This is a genomic window from Streptomyces sp. DI166 (assembly GCF_900091315.1).
Classification (GTDB): domain Bacteria; phylum Actinomycetota; class Actinomycetes; order Streptomycetales; family Streptomycetaceae; genus Streptomyces; species Streptomyces fuscus.
The window spans coordinates 1-16,953 of the sequence record NZ_FLSP01000135.1; the positions used below are offsets into that span (position 1 = coordinate 1).

Genomic DNA, 16,953 nt, shown 5'->3' on the forward strand with positions numbered 1-16,953 from the left:
CACCACCCCGGCCGCCCCGCGACCGGCGGCCCCGCCCGCCCCGGCACCCGAACCGCCCCCGGCAGGCCCACCCGGCGCACCCCCGCCCCCGAACGCCCCGCCGCGCCGCACCCCCGCGTCGACCTCCCGGAGATCGAGGAGTCGGTACGGAAGAACACCGACGTCTGCGCCCTGGGCCGCAAGTACGGCGGCTGGCGCGCGGACAGCCCGGAGGCACGGATCTGCGAGCAGGCGTACGGGCGTTAGGAATCGGGGCGGGCGTTGGGAATCGGGGCGGGCGTTGGGAAACGGGGCGGGCGTTGGGAAACGGGACGGGCGTCAAAGAACCAGGCAGGGATCACGGATCCGGGCAGGGATCAGGCCCGTCGGCCTCCGGGCGGCCCCCACCCGGTGTCGCCCTCCCCGAGCCGCAGCTCCAGCCGGCTGATCGCCGCCCGTACGCCGTCGCCGTAGCTGTCCTCGGCCAGCGCGTCCGCCGCCGAGCGGGCCCGGCGCAGGTGGCTGCGGGCGGGGTCCGGGCGGCCGAGTTTGACGTAGTCGGCGGCGAGGTTCAGATGCAGGGAGGGATACAGGGCCCGTACCGCGAGGGCTCCCTCGTGCTCGGCGAGGCGGTCGTCGGTGAGTTCCTCGGCGGCCGTGAGCGCGCGTAGGTCCCAGGCCAGCTCGTCGGCGGGTTCGTCCTGGGTGTCGGCCATATAGTGGGCGAGGGTGCAGCGGTGCAGCGGGTCACCGTCCTCGCCGATCTCGGCCCACAGGTCCAGGAAGCGGTGCCGGGCCTCCTCGCGGTCCCCCGCGTGATGCAGCATCACGACCTGCCCGATCCGTGTCATCACGGCATCCGGCGCCGTCCGCTCCTGTCGCTCCGTCACCGCGTCCTCCACACCTCACCGGTACTGGAGGCCGACGCTAGCCGCAGCCACCGACAATCCCGGCGAGGCGGGGCCGACCCGACAGATCGTCCCCGCTCCAGGTCAGCCCAGGTTCGGAATGCGCCAGTCGATGGGCTCGTGGCCCTGCGCCGCGACCGCCTCGTTGATCTGTGTGAAGGGGCGGGAGCCGAAGAACTTCTTGGCCGACAGCGGCGAGGGGTGCGCACCCTTGACCACCACGTGCCGGGTCTCGTCGATCAGCGGGAGCTTCTTCTGCGCGTAGTTGCCCCACAGCACGAACACCGCCGGGTCGGGCCGTCCGGCCACCGCGCGGATGACCGCGTCGGTGAACTTCTCCCAGCCCTTGCCCTTGTGGGAGTTGGCCTCACCGGCGCGCACGGTGAGGACCGCGTTGAGCAGCAGCACGCCCTGCTGGGCCCACGGCATCAGATAGCCGTTGTCCGGCACCGGATGGCCCAGCTCCTCCTGCATCTCCTTGTAGATGTTGCGCAGGGAGGGCGGGGTCTTCACACCGGGCCGCACCGAGAAGCACAGGCCGTGGCCCTGCCCCTCGCCGTGGTACGGGTCCTGGCCGAGGATCAGGACCTTCACCTGGTCGAAGGGCGTGGCCTCCAGCGCCGCGAAGACCTCCTCGCGCGGGGGGTAGACGGGACCCTTGGCCCGCTCCTCCTCGACGAACTCCGTCAGCTCCTTGAAGTAGGGCTGCTGAAGTTCGTCGCCCAGAACCCCGCGCCAGGACTCGGGCAGCATGGCGATGTCGGTCACGTCAACTTCCTTCGGTGTGCGGTCACTACGACGTGCGCCGACACTCGGCGCACGTCGCTTCCTGACCACAGAACCTACCGGCGACCACTGACAACGCGCCCCGCCTGCTGCCCTTTTGGGCCGCTACCAGCTGGTCTTGCGGTAGAGGGTGCCCACCGTCATGATCGTCGACGGGTCGAGCGCCCGCTCCGCGCCGGCGATGTCGTTGTTGGCGGCCACGTACTGCCGGCCCTGCCACAGCGGGATCAGCCGGGCGTCCTCGACGAGGATCTTCTGGGCCTCCTCGAACTCCTTCTCCACGTTGGCCCGGTCGCTCTCCTGGCGCGAGCGCGGCAGCAGCTTGCCGGTGATCTCCGGCGCCGGGTAGGGCGTGCCGAGCGCGTTCTTGTCACCGACGAAGGGGGCGATGAAGTTGTCGGCGTCGGGGAAGTCGGGGGACCAGCCTCGGCCGAACACCGGGTACTCGCCCTCCAGGTAGCCCTGGACGTAGGTCTTCCACGGACGGCTCTTCAGGGTGACCTTGAACAGTCCGGAGCCCTCCAGCTGCTTCTTGATCTCCTCGAACTCCGCCTTGGTCTCGGAGCCGTAGCGGTCGGTGGTGAACCAGAGCGTCAGCGGCACCGTTTCGGTGATGCCGTCGTCGGCGAGGATCTGCTTGGCCTTGGAGTTGCTGGGCTGGCCGAAGTCGTCGAAGAAGCCCGTGGTGTGGCCGGTCAGGCCCTTGGGGACCATGGAGTACAGCGGCTCCACGGTGTCCTGGTAGACCTTGTGCGCGATGGCCGGGCGGTCCAGGACCTGGGCCACGGCCTTGCGGACGGCGGGCTTGGCGGCCCACGGGTCCTTGGGGTTGAAGACCAGGTAGCTGATCTGGGTGCTGGCGCTCTCGACGACCTGGAACTCCTTCTGCGACTCCCGCGTCTGGAGGGCGAGGATGTCGTCGGCGGTGATACCGCGGAAGGCGACGTCGAGCTGGTGCTCGCGCAGGGCGCTCACCATGTCGCCGGAGTCCTGGAAGTAGCGGATGGTCACGGCGCCGCTCTTGCGCTCCGCGTACCCGTTGTAGTTGTCGTTGCGGACCAGCTCGGCCTTCTTGCCCTCGTCGTACGACTGGAGCGAGTACGGGCCGGAGCCGAGCACCTTGCCGTCCTCGCGCACCTTGTCGGCCGGGTAGCTGTCCGGGTCGACGATGGACATCGCGGGGGTGGCCAGCACGAACGGGAAGGTGGCGTCCGGCTTGTTGAGGTGGAAGACGACTTCCCGGTCGTTCAGCGCCTGGACCCGGTCGAGGCTGCCCAGCAGACCGGCGGGACCGCCCTCGACGTCGATGTCCCGGATCCGGTCGATCGAGTACTTGACCGCCTTGGCGTCCAGCGGGTCACCGTTGGAGAACTTCAGACCCTCGCGCAGCTCGCAGCGGTAGGTCTTGTTCGAGTTGTCGGTGAACTCGCAGTTCTCGGCGGCGTCCGGCTCCGGCGTGGAAGCGCCGTAGGGGTAACTGAGCAGCGTTTGGTAAATATTGCGGAACAGTTCCCAGGAACTGTCCCATGACGCGGCCGGATCCAGCGTGCTGGGCGCGCTGGTGGTCCCCACGACGACCGGTCCCTCGTCCTCGGAAGAGTCCGACGAGAGGATTCCGCATCCGGTCATCAGGGACGTTATGGACGCGATGGCCGCCACCTGCCGCAGGCATCGGTTCCGGTTGAACACGCGCACGCTCCTCGATCTGCCATACCAAGGGTCGGCAGACCATACCGCAGAGCCTGGGGAAATGAACCCGGTGTCTCACGACGGTTCTTGATCGATAAACCTGTGACTACGTTGTCAACACCGTTCAATGTCTTCCGCTTGGACATCGCGGCCCGCTCTGTACGTTCCGGCGGCCCGGACACGGGCCCGTGCCCCGCCGGGAGACACGGGCCCGGAGCGGGTCAGCCGACGCCGGCGTTGAGGAAGATCCCGCCGTCGACGACGAGGGTCTGACCGGTGACCCAGTCGGACTGCTCTGAGGTGAGGAAGGCGGCGGCGCCCCCGATGTCGGAGGGCACGCCGAGCCGGCCCAGCGGGTAGGCGGCGGCCGCCTCCGCCTCGCGGCCCTCGTACAGCGCCTGGGCGAACTTGGTCTTGACCACTGCCGGGGCGATGGCGTTGACCCGCACCCTGGGCGCGAACTCGTGGGCGAGCTGCTGGGTCAGGTTGATCAGCGCGGCCTTGCTGACGCCGTAGGCGGCGATGAAGGGCGAGGGTGCGATGCCCGCGACGGAGGCGATGTTGACGATCGCGCCGCCGTTGTCCTTCTGCCAGGCGTGCCAGGTCTTCTGCGCGAAGCCGAGGGCCGAGATGACATTGGTCTCGAACACCTTGCGGGCGACACCCAGGTCCAGGTCGGCGATCGGCCCGAACACCGGGTTGGTCCCCGCGTTGTTGACCAGGAAGTCGACGCGGCCGAAGGCCTCCATGGTGCGCTCCACGGCGACGGCCTGGTGGGCCTCGTCGTGGGCCTTGCCCGCGATGTAGATCGCGCGGTCCGAGCCGAGCTGCTCGACGGCCTCCTTGAGGGCGTCCTCGTTGCGGCCGGTGATGGCCACGCGGTCGCCGCGCGCGACGAGCGACTCCGCGACGCCGTATCCGATACCGCGGCTGGCGCCCGTGATCAGGGCGACCTTGCCGCTCAGTTCCACCGAAGTCATGTGCGTGATCCTTTAGTCGAGCGGTCCGCCGGCCACGTACAGCACCTGGCCGGAGACGAAGCCGGCCGCCTCACTGGCGAAGAAGGCGATGGCGTTGGCGACGTCCTCGGGGACGCCGACGCGCTGGACCGGGATCTGGGTGGCGGCGGCGGCCTTGAAGTCCTCGAAGCCCATGCCGACGCGCTCGGCGGTGGCCGCGGTCATGTCGGTGGCGATGAAGCCGGGGGCGACGGCGTTGGCGGTGATGCCGAACTTGCCGAGCTCGATGGCGAGGGTCTTGGTGAAGCCCTGCATACCGGCCTTGGCGGCGGAGTAGTTGGCCTGGCCGCGGTTGCCGAGCGCGGAGGACGAGGAGAGGTTGACGATCCGGCCGAACTTGGCGTCCACCATGTGCTTCTGGCAGGCCTTCGCCATCAGGAAGGCGCCGCGCAGGTGGACGTTCAGGACGGTGTCCCAGTCGGAGGCGCTCATCTTGAACAACAGGTTGTCGCGCAGCACGCCCGCGTTGTTGACCAGGATCACCGGGGCGCCCAGTTCCTCGGCGATCCGCGCGACGGCGGCCTCGACCTGCGCCTCGTCGGCGACGTCGCATCCCACCGCGAGCGCCTTGCCGCCCGCCGCGGTGATCTTCTCCACGGTGTCCTTGCAGGCGCTCTCGTCGAGGTCGATCACCGCGACGGCGTGGCCCTCTTCTGCCAGGCGTACGGCGGTGGCGGCGCCGATTCCGCGCGCTGCGCCGGTGACGACGGCGACCCGCTGGTCAGTGCTGGACATTGGCTGCTTCTCCTCGCCCTTGGGGGTGCGGCTCCGCGGCCCGCCCATCTGGTGAGCGACCGCTTAGTACCTTCAGCAGACGTGACGCTAGAAGCCCTGGCACCCGGTGTCAACGGCCCACCCCCACGTGTGATCCATTACCTGACCCCACCCAGCCATGCTCGCGCAGGCGCCCGCCCTGAGCACCCGATCGGCCTCACTCGGCGCGCCCTCACCCGGACCGGCCCCTGACGTCGACCGAGCCCGGATCCATGTCCCGTCGCGCCGGGCCCGCCGGCACGCTGATCGGCACGGCCGCGATCGCGCCACCGGCCGACATCACCCACGCGCAGGACCTGTCCTGCGCCGACTCCGCGTACCGGGGGCCGCGCAGGCCCCGTACGACCGCGTCTCGGGCGGCCCCGACCGCCTGGACAAGGCCCGAGGACCGGATGACGGCACCGCCTGAGGCGCCCCGTCCGACGCGGGGCGGCCGCGTCCACCGCCACCATCACCCGGCGCTCGGCGCCCGCAGCAGCCTGCGCGCCGCGGCGCGGCGGGCTACACCGTCAGGCACCGCCGACACGCGTGACACGGCGGGATTCGACACACGGCGCCCGAGGCCCTGCCCCGACGCGGGGCCGCCACGTCCAGCGCCACCATCACCCGGCGCTCGGCGCCCGCGGCGGCCTGGGCGGCACGGCGACCCAGGCCTCAGCGGCTGGGAGACGGCCACGGGCTGCGTGCTCGCCGCCGGGACGTCGGCGCGGCGACTACGCCGCCCGGCGCCGTCGGCACGCGTGACACGGCGGGATTCGGCAGGCGGCGCCGCTGCCCGACAACCCCTGCCCCCGAGCGGAACGGCCCCCGCACCCCGCTACTGCCCGGCGCAGGCCCCTCCCGGAGTGCCAACCCCGGCCCGCGGTCCGGATGAGCAGGCTGCAAGCCGCTCCCCTGCATGGCAGCGGACCGCTCCCCGCGTCCGAGATCGACGCCGACTCCGCCCCATTCCCCCGACGCGGCCCCGTTACCAGCCGAAGGCCCGCCCCCGCGCCCGAGGCGTCGCCTCACCTGACCAGCAGCTCCAGCAACCGCTCCGTCTCCGCCCCCGGATCCGTCGTGAGACCCGTATGGACCGGACCCGGCTGGACGATCGTGGAGCGGGGTGCGATGAGCCAGCGGAAGCGGCGGCCGGGGTCGTCCGGGGCCGCCTGGCCTGCCGCGGGGCCGCCGGTGCACACGCGCTCGACCGCCGAGAGCGCCACGCGGATGCCGGCGACGTCCGCCGACGGGTCCAGGGCGAGGAGGCGGGACTCGTCGAGGTGGGTGCGGGCGCCGACGTAGGACTTGGCTCGGCAGTAGACGAGCACCCCGGCGTTGATGCACTCGCCGCGCTCCACGCGGGGCACGACGCGCAGCAGGGCGTACTCGAAGACCTCGCGCTCGCCCGGGCCCCCCTTGATGAAGTGGCGGTCGTCGGTCACCGGAGTCCCTCGATTCGCTCGTGGATGACGGCGGAACGGGCCAGCAGGGGCCGCACGTAGGCGCGCCGCAGCTCGTCCGGGGAGTCGAAGCCGGGCTCGTCGGCCAGCCAGGCATCCGGGACCTCGGCCATGACCTCGGCGAGCAGATCCTCGGTGACGCGGGGGGCCAATTCCGCAGCGGCGCCCGCGACATCAGGGCCGAAGGACACCAGCGCGTGGTCGGAGGCGTCGTACGCGCGCGCCGCCGACGCCTCGGCGCCCCGCCAGTTGTGGTGCCAGATCATCGTCGCGCCGTGGTCGATCAGCCACAACTCCCCCCGCCACATCAGCAGGTTGGGGTTGCGCCAGGACCGGTCGACGTTGTTGACCAGCGCGTCGAACCACACGATCCGCCCGGCCTCCTCGGGGCTCACCGAGAACGCCAGCGGATCGAAGCCGAGCGCACCGGACAGGAAGTCCATGCCCAGGTTGTTCCCCCCGCTCCCCCGCAGCAGCTCCTGCACCTGCTGCTCCGGCTCCCCGAGCCCCAGCACCGGGTCCACCTCCACGCCGACCAGCCGCGGCACCCGGAACCCCAGCCGCCGCGCCAGCTCCCCGCACACCACCTCGGCGACCAGCGTCTTGCGGCCCTGCCCGGCGCCCCGGAACTTCAGCACGTACGTGCCGAGATCGTCGGCCTCGACGAGCCCCGGCAGCGAGCCGCCCTCCCGCAAGGGCGTGATGAACCGGGTCGCGATGACTTCCTTGAGCATCGCCCCAGGTTATAGGTGCGCCGTGAACACGAAACCCGCGCCGCCCGTACCTGAGGACGCAAGGCGTACCTCCGTGGAAGGGAAGACCTGCATGACCAGCGAACCGCTCCACCCCGTCACGCCCCCGAGCCGCCGTACCGTGGTGGCGGCCGTCGGCGCCGTGGGGTTCTCCCTCGCGCTGAACGCGTGCGGGTCGGAGGACGAGAAGTCGCAGGAGTCCTCCGGAGCGGCCGGGGCCGCGGGAGCCGCCGAGCCGACCGGGACGGTCGTCGCGAAGACCTCGGACATCCCGGAGGGCAGCGGCAAGATCCTCAAGGAGCACAAGGTCGTGGTCACCCAGCCGGCCGCGGGTACCTTCAAGGCGTTCTCCTTCGAATGCACCCACCAGGGCTGCCCGGTGACCGGCATCGCGGACGGCGCCATCACCTGTCCGTGCCACAACAGCCGTTTCTCCATCGAGGACGGCAGTGTGCAGAAGGGCCCGGCCACTCAGCCGCTGTCCGCCCGCGAGGTCACGGTCTCCGGCGACTCGATCACACTGACCTGAGCCGCCGGTCTCGCCGCAGTACCGCCAGCACGTCGTCGGTGGTCGTGAGTGTGGCGACCAGCGCGAGGGTGTGCCGGATCATCGCGGGCGTGTACTCGGCGGGCACCCCGGCGATCGCGTCGGTGGGCACCACCGCCGTGTAGCCGCGGTTGACCGCGTCGAACACGGCGTTGGGGATCGCCACATTGGCCGAGACCCCGGTCACGACCAGCGTGCGGCAGTCGAGGTTGCGCAGCAGGGCGTCGACATCGGTGCCCTGGATCGGCGACAGTCCGTGCAGCCGTCGTACGACGAAGTCCTCCTCGGTGACCTCGATCGGCGCGGCGACGCGCACCGCGATGGTGCCGGACAACTGCTGGACGGGGAGCCGTTCGGCGGCCCGGAACAGCCGGGCGTTGCGGTTGGCGCCGCGCCCGTCGGGTCGCCGCTCGGCGATCGCGTGGATCACCTGGAGCCCGCGTTCGTGCGCACCGGCCACCAGCCGGGCCACGTTGGCGAGGGCCCCGGAGGACCGGGCCTCCTTGGCGAGTTCGGGCAGCGCGCTGTCCGGTCCGACGACCCCCTGCTGGCACTCGACGGTGAGCAGCACGGTGTGCGCGGGGTCGAGGAGTTCGCTGAGCTGGTCGTACGACGGCATGGTGCCCCCTTGTCGCCGACGGGTCGGAGCGGGCGAGACTAGCCACCATTGCGTGCGGACGGAAGACAGCCCATCCTTGATCCCATCCTTTTCTGACGTGATGTCAGAGGATCTCCTCTGGCACGACGTGGGAGAAAGAAGGGGGACGCATGGCCGTCACTCAGCGCCGGGGCCGGAAGATCATGATGACGCCGGGCGAACTGGACGAGTTCCTGTACACCCAGCGCACCTGCCGGGTCGCCACGGTGTCCGCGGACGGAGCCCCGCACGTCAGCACGCTCTGGTTCGCCTGGGACGGCACCTCGATCTGGCTGTACTCGGTGGTGCGCAGCAAGCGCTGGACCCAGCTGCGCCGCGACCCGAGGGTCGCCATCGTGGTCGACACGGGTGAGGAGTACGACGAGCTGCGCGGCGCGGAGCTGTCCGGGACGGTGGAGTTCGTGGGTGAGATCCCGCGCACCGGCGAGCTGTGCGCCGAACTCGACGCGATCGAGACGCTGTTCGCGCGGAAGAACTTCCGCCTGGAGGAGATGCCGCACGACGGCCGCCACGCGTGGATGCGCCTGACCCCGGAGAAGATCGTGTCCTGGGACTTCAGGAAGCTGGGGTCGGCCCAGGGGTAGCCGCGACCCGCTCGCCCGCCGCCCGCAGCGCGGCCACCGCCGCGCGGATCGACGGCCGCCGGTCGGCGTCGGCCCGCCAGACGACGTACACATGCCGCCGCACCCGCTGCTTCAGCGGCACGGTGACGACCCCGGGCGGCATGGGGTGGCGGCCCAGCAGCGGTACGACGCACACGCCGAGCCCCGCGGCGACGAGGCCGAGCTGGGTGTGGGTCTCGGCCGCGCGGTGGCCGACGATCGGCTCGATGCCCTTGGAGCGCAGGGTGAACATCAGCCACTCGTGACAGAACTCGCCCTGCCCCCAGGTGATCCACTCGTCCTCGGCGAAGTCGGCGAGGTCCACCTCGGCGCGGTCCGCGTACCGGTGGCCGACCGGCATCGCGACATCGGCCGGGTCGTCCAGGATCGGGGCCTTGACCAGGCCGTCGGGGAGCGGCATGGGCTTGTTGTACCAGTCGAGGACGACGGCCAGGTCGAGGTCGCCGCGGACCACTCCGGCGACGCCGTTCTCCGGCTCCAGCTCGCAGGAGCGCAGCCGCAGCGCCGGGTGCTCGGCGCGCAGGGCGGCCAGTGCGGCCGGGAAGAGCCCTCGGGCGGCCGTGGGGAACGCCGCGACCCTCAGCTCGCCCGCGACCTGGCCGCGCTGCGCCTCCAGGTCCGCCTGTGCCAGTTCGACCTGGGACAGGATCCGCGCCGCGTGCTCGGCGAGCAGCCGGCCGGCGTCGGTGAGCCGGACGCCCCGGCCGTTCTTGGCGAGCAGCTGCTGACCGACCTCGCGCTCCAGCTTGGACATCTGCTGGGAGACGGCGGAGGTGGTGATGTGCAGCCCTTCGGCGGCCCCGCTGACCGAGCCGTGCCGGGCGAGGGCGTCGAGGGTGCGCAGGCGCTCCAGATTCAACATGTAAGCAATGCTACGAGATACAGCTCGCGAAATCTCGCTTGTGCTACGAGGTATTGATACCGCACCCTGATCGCATGACCCGCTCCCGTGCGCTGCTCGACTGGCGTCTGCGTTTCGCCGCCCTCTCCCTGATCTGGGGTTTCAGCTTCCTGCTCATCAAGGTGGGCACCGACGGCTACGCCCCCTTCCAGGTCACCTTCGGCCGACTGCTGTTCGGTGCCGCGGTGCTGGTGGTGGCGATGGTGATACGCCGGGACGGTCTCCCGCGCGGGGCGCGCACCTGGGGGCATCTGGCGGTGGCGGCCCTCCTGCTGAACGCGGCGCCGTTCTCCCTCTTCGCCTACGCGGAGCTGACGATCCCCTCCACCCTCGCGGGCATCTGCAACGCCACCTCGCCCCTGTGGGGCATGGCCCTGTCCCTGGTGGCCCTCTCCGAGGACCGCCCCACCCGGCTGCGGGTGGCGGGTCTGGGCCTCGGCTTCCTGGGCGTCCTCACGGTCCTCGGCGCCTGGCAGGGCTTCGAGGGCATGGACGCCCGCGGCACGGCGATGGCCCTGCTGGCCTCGCTCTGCTACCCGATCGGCTGGATCTACGTCCGCCGCACCCTGGCGGGTTCGAGCCACTCGAACCTCTCCCTGACGGGCGCCCAGCTGCTCCTGGCCACCCTGCAACTGGCCGTCGTCACCCCCCTGTTCACCGCGGCCCCCGCCGACTTCCCGCTGCTCCCCCTGTTCGCGATAGCCGCCCTGGGCGCCCTCGGCACCGGCTTCGCGGTCCTCCTCCAGTACGGCCTGGTCACCGAGGTCGGCCCGACGACGGCCCAGATGGTCACGTACTTCATCCCGGTCATCGCCACGGCGGCGGGCGTCACGCTGCTGGACGAGCCGCTGACCTGGTCGACCCCGGTGGGCGCCCTGATCGTGCTGGCGGGCGCCGCGCTGACCCAGGTACGGCCACGCCGACGGGGCCCCGTCGAGCAGCCCGAGCCCTCGTCGACGCGCGAGCACGCCGAGGCCGTGTCGTAGTCCCTCTCAGACCCCACTGCCCCCCGCCGGCCGGACGGCCATGGCGATGGCGTCGGCCAGGGGCCGGACCTCGTCCTCCCTCAGCGTCGAGACCGTCACCCGCGTCCCGGGGCCGGAGGCGAGGCGGAAACGCGCCCCCGGGGCGACGGCCCACCCCGCGTGGAGGAGGCGCGAGACGGCGCCCGTCTCGTCCGGGACCGGGACCCAGACGTTCATGCCGGTGCGTCCCCGCGCGGGGACGCCGCGTTCGGCGAGGGCGTCGATGAGCATGCGGCGGCGGGCGCCGTACGCGGCCGCCACCGCCTTCGTGTCGACCGCGCCGTCCGTCCAGAGCCGCACCACGGCCCGCTGGACGGTCAGGCTCACCCAGCCGGGACCGAGCCGCTGGCGGCCGCGTACGCGGTCGACGGTGACCTCGTCACCGGTGAACACCGCCAGGCGCAGGTCGGGGCCGTACGCCTTCGCCGTGGACCTCAGGAAGGCCCAGTGCCGGGTGGTACCGGCCAGCGGGTGGAGGGGGAGCTCGACGTTGGCGTAGCCGTGGTCGTCCTCGATCAGCAGGGTGTGCGGATACTCCCGGAGCACGGACCGCAGCGCACGCGCGCGTGCCGCGCTCACCGCGGCGCCGGTCGGGTTCTGGGCCCGGTCGGTGACGATCAGGGCGCGCGCGCCGGCGCCGAGCACGCGCCGCACGTCGTCGGGGAGCGGCCCCTCGTCGTCGACGCCCACGGGTGCCGTGCGCAGTCCGAGTGCCGGGACCAGGTCGAGGACGCTTCGCCACCCGGGGTCCTCGACGGCGACGGTGTCCCCCGGCCGCAGATGGGCGGCGAGGACCCGCTCGATGGCGTCCAGGGAGCCGGAGGTGACGGCCACGGGGCCCTCCGGCACCCCGTCGGCGTCCAGTTCGGCGCGCGCGACGCGCACCAGCTCGGGGTCCAGCGGCTCGTCGCCGTACAGGACCGGCGCCCGGTCGCCCTGTTCCGCCGCCGCCGCGAAGGCGGGGGCCAGCGGGGGCAGCAGCGCGGGGTCGGGGTTGCCGTCGGCCAGGTCGCGCACTCCGGCGGGGACGTCCGTACGGACGTACTCACGGGCCGTGGTGGCCGGTTTCGGCCGCACCCTGCTGCCCCGGCGCCCGGCGGTCTCGATGACCCCGCGCTCGCGCAGGATGCGGTAGGCGGCGGCGACCGTATTGGGATTGACCCCCAGCTCGACCGCCAACTCCCGCATGGGCGGCAGCGATTGTCCCGGTTCCAGCTCACCGGAGCCGACCGCGCCCTCGATGTCGGCCGCAATCCCGGCTGCGCCCCGACCCGTGATCCGATATTCTCCTAGCACAAACCAGATTATGCACTAGTGCAATGGAGACCGCAATGCAGGGGACGCACCAGGGGACGCAGCAGGGCACACCGCAAGGGACGCCGCGGCCGACGCCGGAGCCCGCCACCTACCCGCCCACCGAGCGCACGGTCCCCACCCGCTCCGCCGACCGGGCGTCGTACGACAGGGAACTGGTGCACTCGATACTCGACGAGGCCTACGTCTGCCATCTCGGCTTCGTCCGCGACGGCGCCCCGGTGGTCCTGCCGACGCTCTTCGGCAGGGTCGGCGAGCGGCTCTACGTGCACGGCTCGACCGGCTCGCGCCCGCTGCGGATGGCAGGACAGGCCGACCCGGGCCTGGAGGTCTGTCTGACGGTCACGCACGTGGACGCGCTCATCCTGGCGCGGTCGGCCTTCCACCACTCGATCAACTACCGGTCCGTCGTGGTGCACGGCACCGCCCACGAGGTGACGGACCCGGAGGAGAAGCGGCTCGCCCTCGACGCCCTGGTCGACCATGTCGTACCGGGCCGCTCGGCGGACTCCCGGCCCGCCAACAAGAAGGAACTCGCCGCCACCGCCGTCATCCGCCTCGACCTGAACGAGGTCTCCGCCAAGCTCCGCACGGGCGGCGTCAACGACGAGCCCGAGGACCTCGCCCTGCCCCACTGGGCCGGCGTGGTCCCGCTGCGCAAGGGCTACGAGACCCCGATCGACGACCCCGACCTGGCTCCGGGCACCGAGGTCCCCGCCTACCTCAGGTGACCCTCGGCCGCAGGTTCCCGCTCGGCGCCGCCGCTCGCCACCGGTTCGACGGACCCCTTGCTCGGGGCCGAGGACTGGGCGATGAAGGCGCCGAGCAGGACCACCGCACCGCCGATGATCTGCGGCGCGGACAGGTGCTCGCCGAGCAGCACCCAGGCCAGCACCGTCGCGATGACCGCTTCCAGACAGGCGACGACGCCCGCGACCTGCGGGGACAGCCGCCGCACGGAGACCACGCCGGTGACGTAGGCGAGGACGGTGGCGATCAGCACGATCCAGGACAGCAGCAGCGCCGCCGCGACCGGGGTGCCGTTCATCCGCGCGCTCTCCCCGAGCACGGACCACTCCATCGACCAGGGGCGGGCGATCACGGTGAGCACGGCGGCGCCGACGAGCAGGCCGTAGGCGATGACCCCGAGCGGGTCGGGGGCGTCGTCGGCCGAGTCGGCGCCCTGGTCGGACAGGACGAAGTAGCCGACCTGGCAGCAGGCCGCGCCGAGCGCGAGCAGCAGGCCGAGCACGTCGAAGCTGAGGCCCGCCCACACCTCGACGACACAGGCGAGGCCGCCCACCGCGAGGACGACACCGAGGGCCGCGGCCCGCGTCACCGGACGCCGCTGCACGAACCGCACCCAGCCCAGCACCAGGGCGGGCGCGAGGTACTCCACGAGCAGCGCCACCCCGACCGGGATGCGGGAGATGGAGGCGAAGTAGAAGGCCTGCACACCGGCCACGCCGAGCAGGCCGAACCCGGCCAGCAGCGCGGGGCGGCGGCGCACCAGATCCCGGTGCCGCACGGCCAGCGGAAGCATCACCAGGGCCGCCCCGGCGACCCGGAGCCACACGACGTGCAGGGGGTCGAGCCCCGCTTCGATCAGCGGCTTGGCCGCGACACCGGATCCTCCGAAGGCGAGCGCGGAGACGAGGGCGAGACCGAGCCCCACTCCCCTGCCGCTGCCGACATGGCTGCTTTCAGACGTACGCACCGGCACATGATGACAGGCGTCGACATGAGCGTCACCCCCAATGACACCTGTCTCAATGTGCGGACGGCCACGACCGGCTCAGCAGCCGCAGTCGTGGGCGTAGTTCTCGGGGCGGCTCTCGATCCGGGCGTAGAGTTCGCGCGCGTCGACCCCGGCGCGGTCGAGCACCTCCACGGCCCGGGCGTCCTTGTCGACGCAGATCGCGGCGAGCAGGTCCACACCGCGCGCGGGTTCGTCACCGCGGCTCGCGGCGCGGGCGCAGGCGTACTCCAGCGCGCCCGCGGCCAGCGGTGAGAACCCGTCGGCCTCGCGCACCACGGGCACGGACCCGGAGTCCTCGACGCTGCCCTGCCAGAGCAGGCCGTAGCCGATGCTGCGCTGGACGAGGTAGCCGAGCAGCCGGGCGATCCGGGGCCCGTCGTCGAACACGGACCGCACCTCGGGGTCGTGCTCCAGCAGGGAGTGCAGCAGATGGGCGGTGTCGACCTGGCGGTCGGCGTCACGTATGGCCCGGCGGCGGGCGGCGGCTATCACCGCTGCCAGTTCGGCGCCGAGCCGGGCATCGTCGTCCGGGGGCCCTCCGGCCTGGTGGGTGTCCGGCCGGCGGGGGAAGCGGGGTTGCACATCCTCACCCCATCAGCCCCGGCGGTCGGGGGCATCCCCGGTGCGATGCATTTCGGCGTCCCACACAGAGTGGACTCGGCCACCCGCAATCTCCTCCTTGGGGATGACATCAAGCCCGGACCACCCCTACCGGCGCGCGCCGCCTTGCCTCGCGCCCCGGGCGCAACCATGGCTCCTTCCCGCACGTCCAACTGGTGCATGGAGAGCAGGTGCTGGCTGGTCGCACTGCCGGCCGTCGACGGCAGACAGTACGTCTACCGGGTCTACGCCCCGGAGGACGCGCTGCCCGCCGACCTGTTCTGGGACGCGTGGCACTGCCACAACGAGAGCGCGCACCCGCGCGCGTGGGACGTGTTCGACGCGGCCGTCATACGCATGGTCGGCTGAACCGTCGGCCGAATCCCGCCCGGTTCACGGCCTCCACATTTTCTGACGGTTCATCAGTATTGAATGTTCCCGGCCCTGGGGCTACGTTCCGCGACACCGTAGCCCGAGTCGAAGGGGTGGTCGCATGGCCGAAGTCAGCGCGGAGGCACGGATCGGGGCACCGGCCGACAAGGTGTGGGCCCAGCTCGTCGACTGGCCCGCGTACGGCGAGTGGAACGCGACCCATACCAGTTTCCCGGGCGGCGGCCCGTCCGCGCTCGAAGTGGGCGGGACCTTCCAGGAGAACATGAAGCTGATGGGCTTCCCGGCCGAGGTCGAGTGGACGATCGAGGAGCTCGAACCGTCCCGGGTCCTGGCCCTGCGCGGCAAGGGACCGATGGCGGTGAGCGTGGCCACCCGCTACACCCTGGTGCCGGAGGGGGACGCGACGACCGTCCGCATCGACGGCGAGTTCACCGGCGCCGCGGTGTCGTTGATGGCGGGCCGCCTGAAGGACTCGGGGACGGCGGCGCTGAACGAGTCACTGCGCAAGCTGGCGGGGCTGGTGACCTGACACGCGAGGGCGCCTCCCGCGCGGGGGGCGCCCTCTTCTGCTGTGCCGGGCGGACCGTCAGGCCTCGTCTTCTGCCGTGCCGGGCGGACGCTCAGTCCTCGTCGGCGAGGATCAGGTACAGCTTCTTGCGCGCTTCGTTGATCACTGCGATCGCCTTCTCGCGCTGCTCCTTGCTGCCGGTCTTCCACACCTGCCCGAACGCCTCCATCAGCCCGAACCCGGCCTGCCGAATGTCGTTCACGGCCTCCCAGTCCACCCCGCGAGAGGCTTCCTCCCAGGGCGCCTCGGGCCCCTCCTCGGCCGCGCTGCGGCCGGAGTCGGTGAGGGAGAACAGCTTCTTGCCGCCCTCGCTCTCACTGACGATCAGACCCTCGTCCTCCAGCAGCTGGAGGGTCGGGTACACCGAGCCGGGGCTGGGCTTCCAGGCCCCGCCACTGCGCTCGGCGATCTCCTGGATCATCTCGTAGCCGTGCATCGGCCGTTCCTTGAGCAGGGCCAGGATCGAGGCACGCACATCTCCGCGCCGCGCCCTCCCCCGGGGCCCTCCCCTTCCCTTGGGCCCCCAGTGCCCGGGTCCGGGCCCGCCACCGAATCCGGGCCCACCGAAGCCGGGACCGCCCGGCCCGAACGGCCCGAAGGCGGCACGCAGCCCCTCGAAACCACCGGGGCCCCGACGACCGGCACCACCGCATCCACGCTCGTATCCATGGGCATGCATCACGATCACTCCATTCCATCGTTGACCTGTCGCGATGCGTCAACGATATATCGGCAACTCGCTTACGACAAGTCTCTGCCCCGCCGCGTAATCTCGACCGCGTGCCTCGCCGTGCCAAGAACCCCCGCCGCCTGGTCGCCGACAGCCGCCTCTACCTGTGGACGACACGCCACAGCCACCGAAGGGACGAGGACGGCAGGCCCGTCGACTGCCGCCAGGTGCTCACCCTCACCCCGCAGCCGTCCGGCACCGGCGGCCCCCTGCGCATCGTCTTCGCCGACGGCCCCGGCCGGTACGTCCCGGGCGGGGCACCCCTCGGATCCGGGGATGTGGGTCTCACCGCGGGCGCACACCTGAACCTGCACGAGCCGGGCGCCGTCCGCGCCCTGCTCGACGCGGCACTGGCCCGGGGCTGGCAACCGGAGGAGCGGCGGGCGCTGGAGCTCGACGGCTGGCCCCTGCTGGAGGCGGCGGCCAGCGGCAGCCCCGCCGACGACGACTGACGGAATTCGGTCCAGCACCCCGCATCGGCCTCAT

General features: G+C 71.8%; 20 protein-coding genes and 1 pseudogene. 8 read left to right on the forward strand and 13 right to left on the reverse strand.

Features of this window, described 5'->3' with window-relative positions; translation table 11 throughout:
* Positions 1 to 246 (forward strand): annotated as a pseudogene (locus tag GA0115233_RS36790) (hypothetical protein); the annotation flags it as partial.
* A gap of 110 nt (positions 247 to 356) precedes the next feature.
* Here the strand turns inward: GA0115233_RS36790 and GA0115233_RS36795 are convergent.
* The 7 genes from GA0115233_RS36795 to GA0115233_RS36825 form a co-directional block, all read right to left on the reverse strand.
* Complete coding sequence (locus GA0115233_RS36795) at positions 357 to 869, reverse strand: hypothetical protein (protein ID WP_093724706.1); 513 nt, start codon at positions 867 to 869, stop codon at positions 357 to 359.
* Positions 870 to 971: 102 nt separating this feature from the next.
* The gene (gene ung, locus GA0115233_RS36800) at positions 972 to 1,655 is read right to left on the reverse strand and encodes a uracil-DNA glycosylase (protein WP_093724688.1); all 684 of its coding nucleotides are present in this window, start codon (positions 1,653 to 1,655) and stop codon (positions 972 to 974) included.
* Between the two features lie 123 nt (positions 1,656 to 1,778).
* Positions 1,779 to 3,362 carry an ABC transporter substrate-binding protein gene (locus GA0115233_RS36805; RefSeq protein WP_093724689.1) on the reverse strand — a complete coding sequence of 528 codons (1,584 nt, stop codon included), beginning with the start codon at positions 3,360 to 3,362 and terminating at the stop codon, positions 1,779 to 1,781.
* A 221-nt stretch (positions 3,363 to 3,583) separates the two neighbouring features.
* A complete protein-coding gene (locus GA0115233_RS36810) occupies positions 3,584 to 4,342 on the reverse strand; it encodes an SDR family oxidoreductase (protein WP_093724690.1) in 759 nt (252 codons plus the stop codon).
* A 12-nt stretch (positions 4,343 to 4,354) separates the two neighbouring features.
* The gene (gene fabG / locus GA0115233_RS36815; RefSeq protein WP_093724691.1) at positions 4,355 to 5,116 is read right to left on the reverse strand and encodes a 3-oxoacyl-ACP reductase FabG; all 762 of its coding nucleotides are present in this window, start codon (positions 5,114 to 5,116) and stop codon (positions 4,355 to 4,357) included.
* 1,046 nt (positions 5,117 to 6,162) lie between these two features.
* The gene (locus GA0115233_RS36820) at positions 6,163 to 6,579 is read right to left on the reverse strand and encodes a DUF3037 domain-containing protein (protein ID WP_093724692.1); all 417 of its coding nucleotides are present in this window, start codon (positions 6,577 to 6,579) and stop codon (positions 6,163 to 6,165) included.
* Positions 6,576 to 7,331 (reverse strand): HipA family kinase, encoded by a 756-nt coding sequence (locus GA0115233_RS36825; protein ID WP_093724693.1) that lies wholly within the window; start codon positions 7,329 to 7,331, stop codon positions 6,576 to 6,578. The genes GA0115233_RS36820 and GA0115233_RS36825 overlap by 4 nt, the downstream gene beginning before the upstream one ends.
* 91 nt (positions 7,332 to 7,422) lie before the next feature.
* On the opposite strand from GA0115233_RS36825, the gene GA0115233_RS36830 reads away from it, so the two are divergent.
* Positions 7,423 to 7,878, forward strand: coding sequence for a Rieske (2Fe-2S) protein (locus tag GA0115233_RS36830; protein WP_093724694.1), 456 nt, complete (start codon positions 7,423 to 7,425; stop codon positions 7,876 to 7,878).
* On the opposite strand, the gene GA0115233_RS36835 is transcribed toward GA0115233_RS36830, so the two are convergent.
* Positions 7,865 to 8,515 (reverse strand): isochorismatase family protein, encoded by a 651-nt coding sequence (locus GA0115233_RS36835; RefSeq protein ID WP_093724695.1) that lies wholly within the window; start codon positions 8,513 to 8,515, stop codon positions 7,865 to 7,867. The genes GA0115233_RS36830 and GA0115233_RS36835 overlap by 14 nt on opposite strands.
* A 149-nt stretch (positions 8,516 to 8,664) precedes the next feature.
* Between GA0115233_RS36835 and GA0115233_RS36840 the strand changes: the two genes are divergently transcribed.
* Entirely contained in the window at positions 8,665 to 9,138 is a 474-nt protein-coding gene (locus GA0115233_RS36840) for a pyridoxamine 5'-phosphate oxidase family protein (RefSeq protein WP_093724696.1), read from the forward strand.
* Here GA0115233_RS36840 and GA0115233_RS36845 read toward each other — a convergent pair.
* Positions 9,110 to 10,039: a LysR family transcriptional regulator gene (locus GA0115233_RS36845; protein ID WP_093724697.1), complete on the reverse strand. Its 930-nt coding sequence runs from the start codon at positions 10,037 to 10,039 to the stop codon at positions 9,110 to 9,112. The two genes, GA0115233_RS36840 and GA0115233_RS36845, sit on opposite strands and share 29 nt — an antisense overlap.
* A 74-nt stretch (positions 10,040 to 10,113) precedes the next feature.
* On the opposite strand from GA0115233_RS36845, the gene GA0115233_RS36850 reads away from it, so the two are divergent.
* Positions 10,114 to 11,064: a DMT family transporter gene (locus tag GA0115233_RS36850; protein ID WP_093724698.1), complete on the forward strand. Its 951-nt coding sequence runs from the start codon at positions 10,114 to 10,116 to the stop codon at positions 11,062 to 11,064.
* Between the two features lie 6 nt (positions 11,065 to 11,070).
* On the opposite strand, the gene GA0115233_RS36855 is transcribed toward GA0115233_RS36850, so the two are convergent.
* Positions 11,071 to 12,399 (reverse strand): aminotransferase class I/II-fold pyridoxal phosphate-dependent enzyme, encoded by a 1,329-nt coding sequence (locus GA0115233_RS36855; RefSeq protein ID WP_093724699.1) that lies wholly within the window; start codon positions 12,397 to 12,399, stop codon positions 11,071 to 11,073.
* A gap of 35 nt (positions 12,400 to 12,434) precedes the next feature.
* On the opposite strand from GA0115233_RS36855, the gene GA0115233_RS36860 reads away from it, so the two are divergent.
* Positions 12,435 to 13,148 carry a pyridoxamine 5'-phosphate oxidase family protein gene (locus GA0115233_RS36860; protein WP_093724700.1) on the forward strand — a complete coding sequence of 238 codons (714 nt, stop codon included), beginning with the start codon at positions 12,435 to 12,437 and terminating at the stop codon, positions 13,146 to 13,148.
* Here GA0115233_RS36860 and GA0115233_RS36865 read toward each other — a convergent pair.
* Entirely contained in the window at positions 13,136 to 14,140 is a 1,005-nt protein-coding gene (locus tag GA0115233_RS36865; RefSeq protein ID WP_093724701.1) for an EamA family transporter, read from the reverse strand. The two genes, GA0115233_RS36860 and GA0115233_RS36865, sit on opposite strands and share 13 nt — an antisense overlap.
* Before the next feature lie 72 nt (positions 14,141 to 14,212).
* Positions 14,213 to 14,758: a Clp protease N-terminal domain-containing protein gene (locus GA0115233_RS36870; RefSeq protein WP_093724702.1), complete on the reverse strand. Its 546-nt coding sequence runs from the start codon at positions 14,756 to 14,758 to the stop codon at positions 14,213 to 14,215.
* 198 nt (positions 14,759 to 14,956) lie between these two features.
* On the opposite strand from GA0115233_RS36870, the gene GA0115233_RS36875 reads away from it, so the two are divergent.
* Positions 14,957 to 15,145, forward strand: coding sequence for a hypothetical protein (locus GA0115233_RS36875; protein WP_093724703.1), 189 nt, complete (start codon positions 14,957 to 14,959; stop codon positions 15,143 to 15,145).
* A gap of 124 nt (positions 15,146 to 15,269) precedes the next feature.
* Positions 15,270 to 15,698: a type II toxin-antitoxin system Rv0910 family toxin gene (locus GA0115233_RS36880; RefSeq protein ID WP_093724704.1), complete on the forward strand. Its 429-nt coding sequence runs from the start codon at positions 15,270 to 15,272 to the stop codon at positions 15,696 to 15,698.
* Positions 15,699 to 15,789: 91 nt separating this feature from the next.
* Here GA0115233_RS36880 and GA0115233_RS36885 read toward each other — a convergent pair whose 3' ends face one another.
* Positions 15,790 to 16,416: a PadR family transcriptional regulator gene (locus tag GA0115233_RS36885; RefSeq protein WP_093724707.1), complete on the reverse strand. Its 627-nt coding sequence runs from the start codon at positions 16,414 to 16,416 to the stop codon at positions 15,790 to 15,792.
* 101 nt (positions 16,417 to 16,517) lie between these two features.
* Between GA0115233_RS36885 and GA0115233_RS36890 the strand changes: the two genes are divergently transcribed.
* Complete coding sequence (locus GA0115233_RS36890) at positions 16,518 to 16,919, forward strand: hypothetical protein (RefSeq protein WP_093724705.1); 402 nt, start codon at positions 16,518 to 16,520, stop codon at positions 16,917 to 16,919.
* The last annotated feature ends 34 nt before the right edge of the window (positions 16,920 to 16,953 follow it).

Excerpts from the sequence above, each read along its gene's own strand:
- GA0115233_RS36810 (WP_093724690.1), bottom strand. The coding sequence starts at position 4,342 with ATGACTTCGGTGGAACTGAGCGGCAAGGTCGCCCTGATCACGGGCGCC.
- fabG (WP_093724691.1), bottom strand. The coding sequence starts at position 5,116 with ATGTCCAGCACTGACCAGCGGGTCGCCGTCGTCACCGGCGCAGCGCGC.
- GA0115233_RS36825 (WP_093724693.1), bottom strand. The coding sequence starts at position 7,331 with ATGCTCAAGGAAGTCATCGCGACCCGGTTCATCACGCCCTTGCGGGAG.
- GA0115233_RS36830 (WP_093724694.1), top strand. The coding sequence starts at position 7,423 with ATGACCAGCGAACCGCTCCACCCCGTCACGCCCCCGAGCCGCCGTACC.
- GA0115233_RS36835 (WP_093724695.1), bottom strand. The coding sequence starts at position 8,515 with ATGCCGTCGTACGACCAGCTCAGCGAACTCCTCGACCCCGCGCACACC.
- GA0115233_RS36840 (WP_093724696.1), top strand. The coding sequence starts at position 8,665 with ATGGCCGTCACTCAGCGCCGGGGCCGGAAGATCATGATGACGCCGGGC.
- GA0115233_RS36845 (WP_093724697.1), bottom strand. The coding sequence starts at position 10,039 with ATGTTGAATCTGGAGCGCCTGCGCACCCTCGACGCCCTCGCCCGGCAC.
- GA0115233_RS36850 (WP_093724698.1), top strand. The coding sequence starts at position 10,114 with ATGACCCGCTCCCGTGCGCTGCTCGACTGGCGTCTGCGTTTCGCCGCC.
- GA0115233_RS36860 (WP_093724700.1), top strand. The coding sequence starts at position 12,435 with ATGCAGGGGACGCACCAGGGGACGCAGCAGGGCACACCGCAAGGGACG.
- GA0115233_RS36875 (WP_093724703.1), top strand. The coding sequence starts at position 14,957 with ATGGAGAGCAGGTGCTGGCTGGTCGCACTGCCGGCCGTCGACGGCAGA.
- GA0115233_RS36880 (WP_093724704.1), top strand. The coding sequence starts at position 15,270 with ATGGCCGAAGTCAGCGCGGAGGCACGGATCGGGGCACCGGCCGACAAG.
- GA0115233_RS36885 (WP_093724707.1), bottom strand. The coding sequence starts at position 16,416 with ATGCATGCCCATGGATACGAGCGTGGATGCGGTGGTGCCGGTCGTCGG.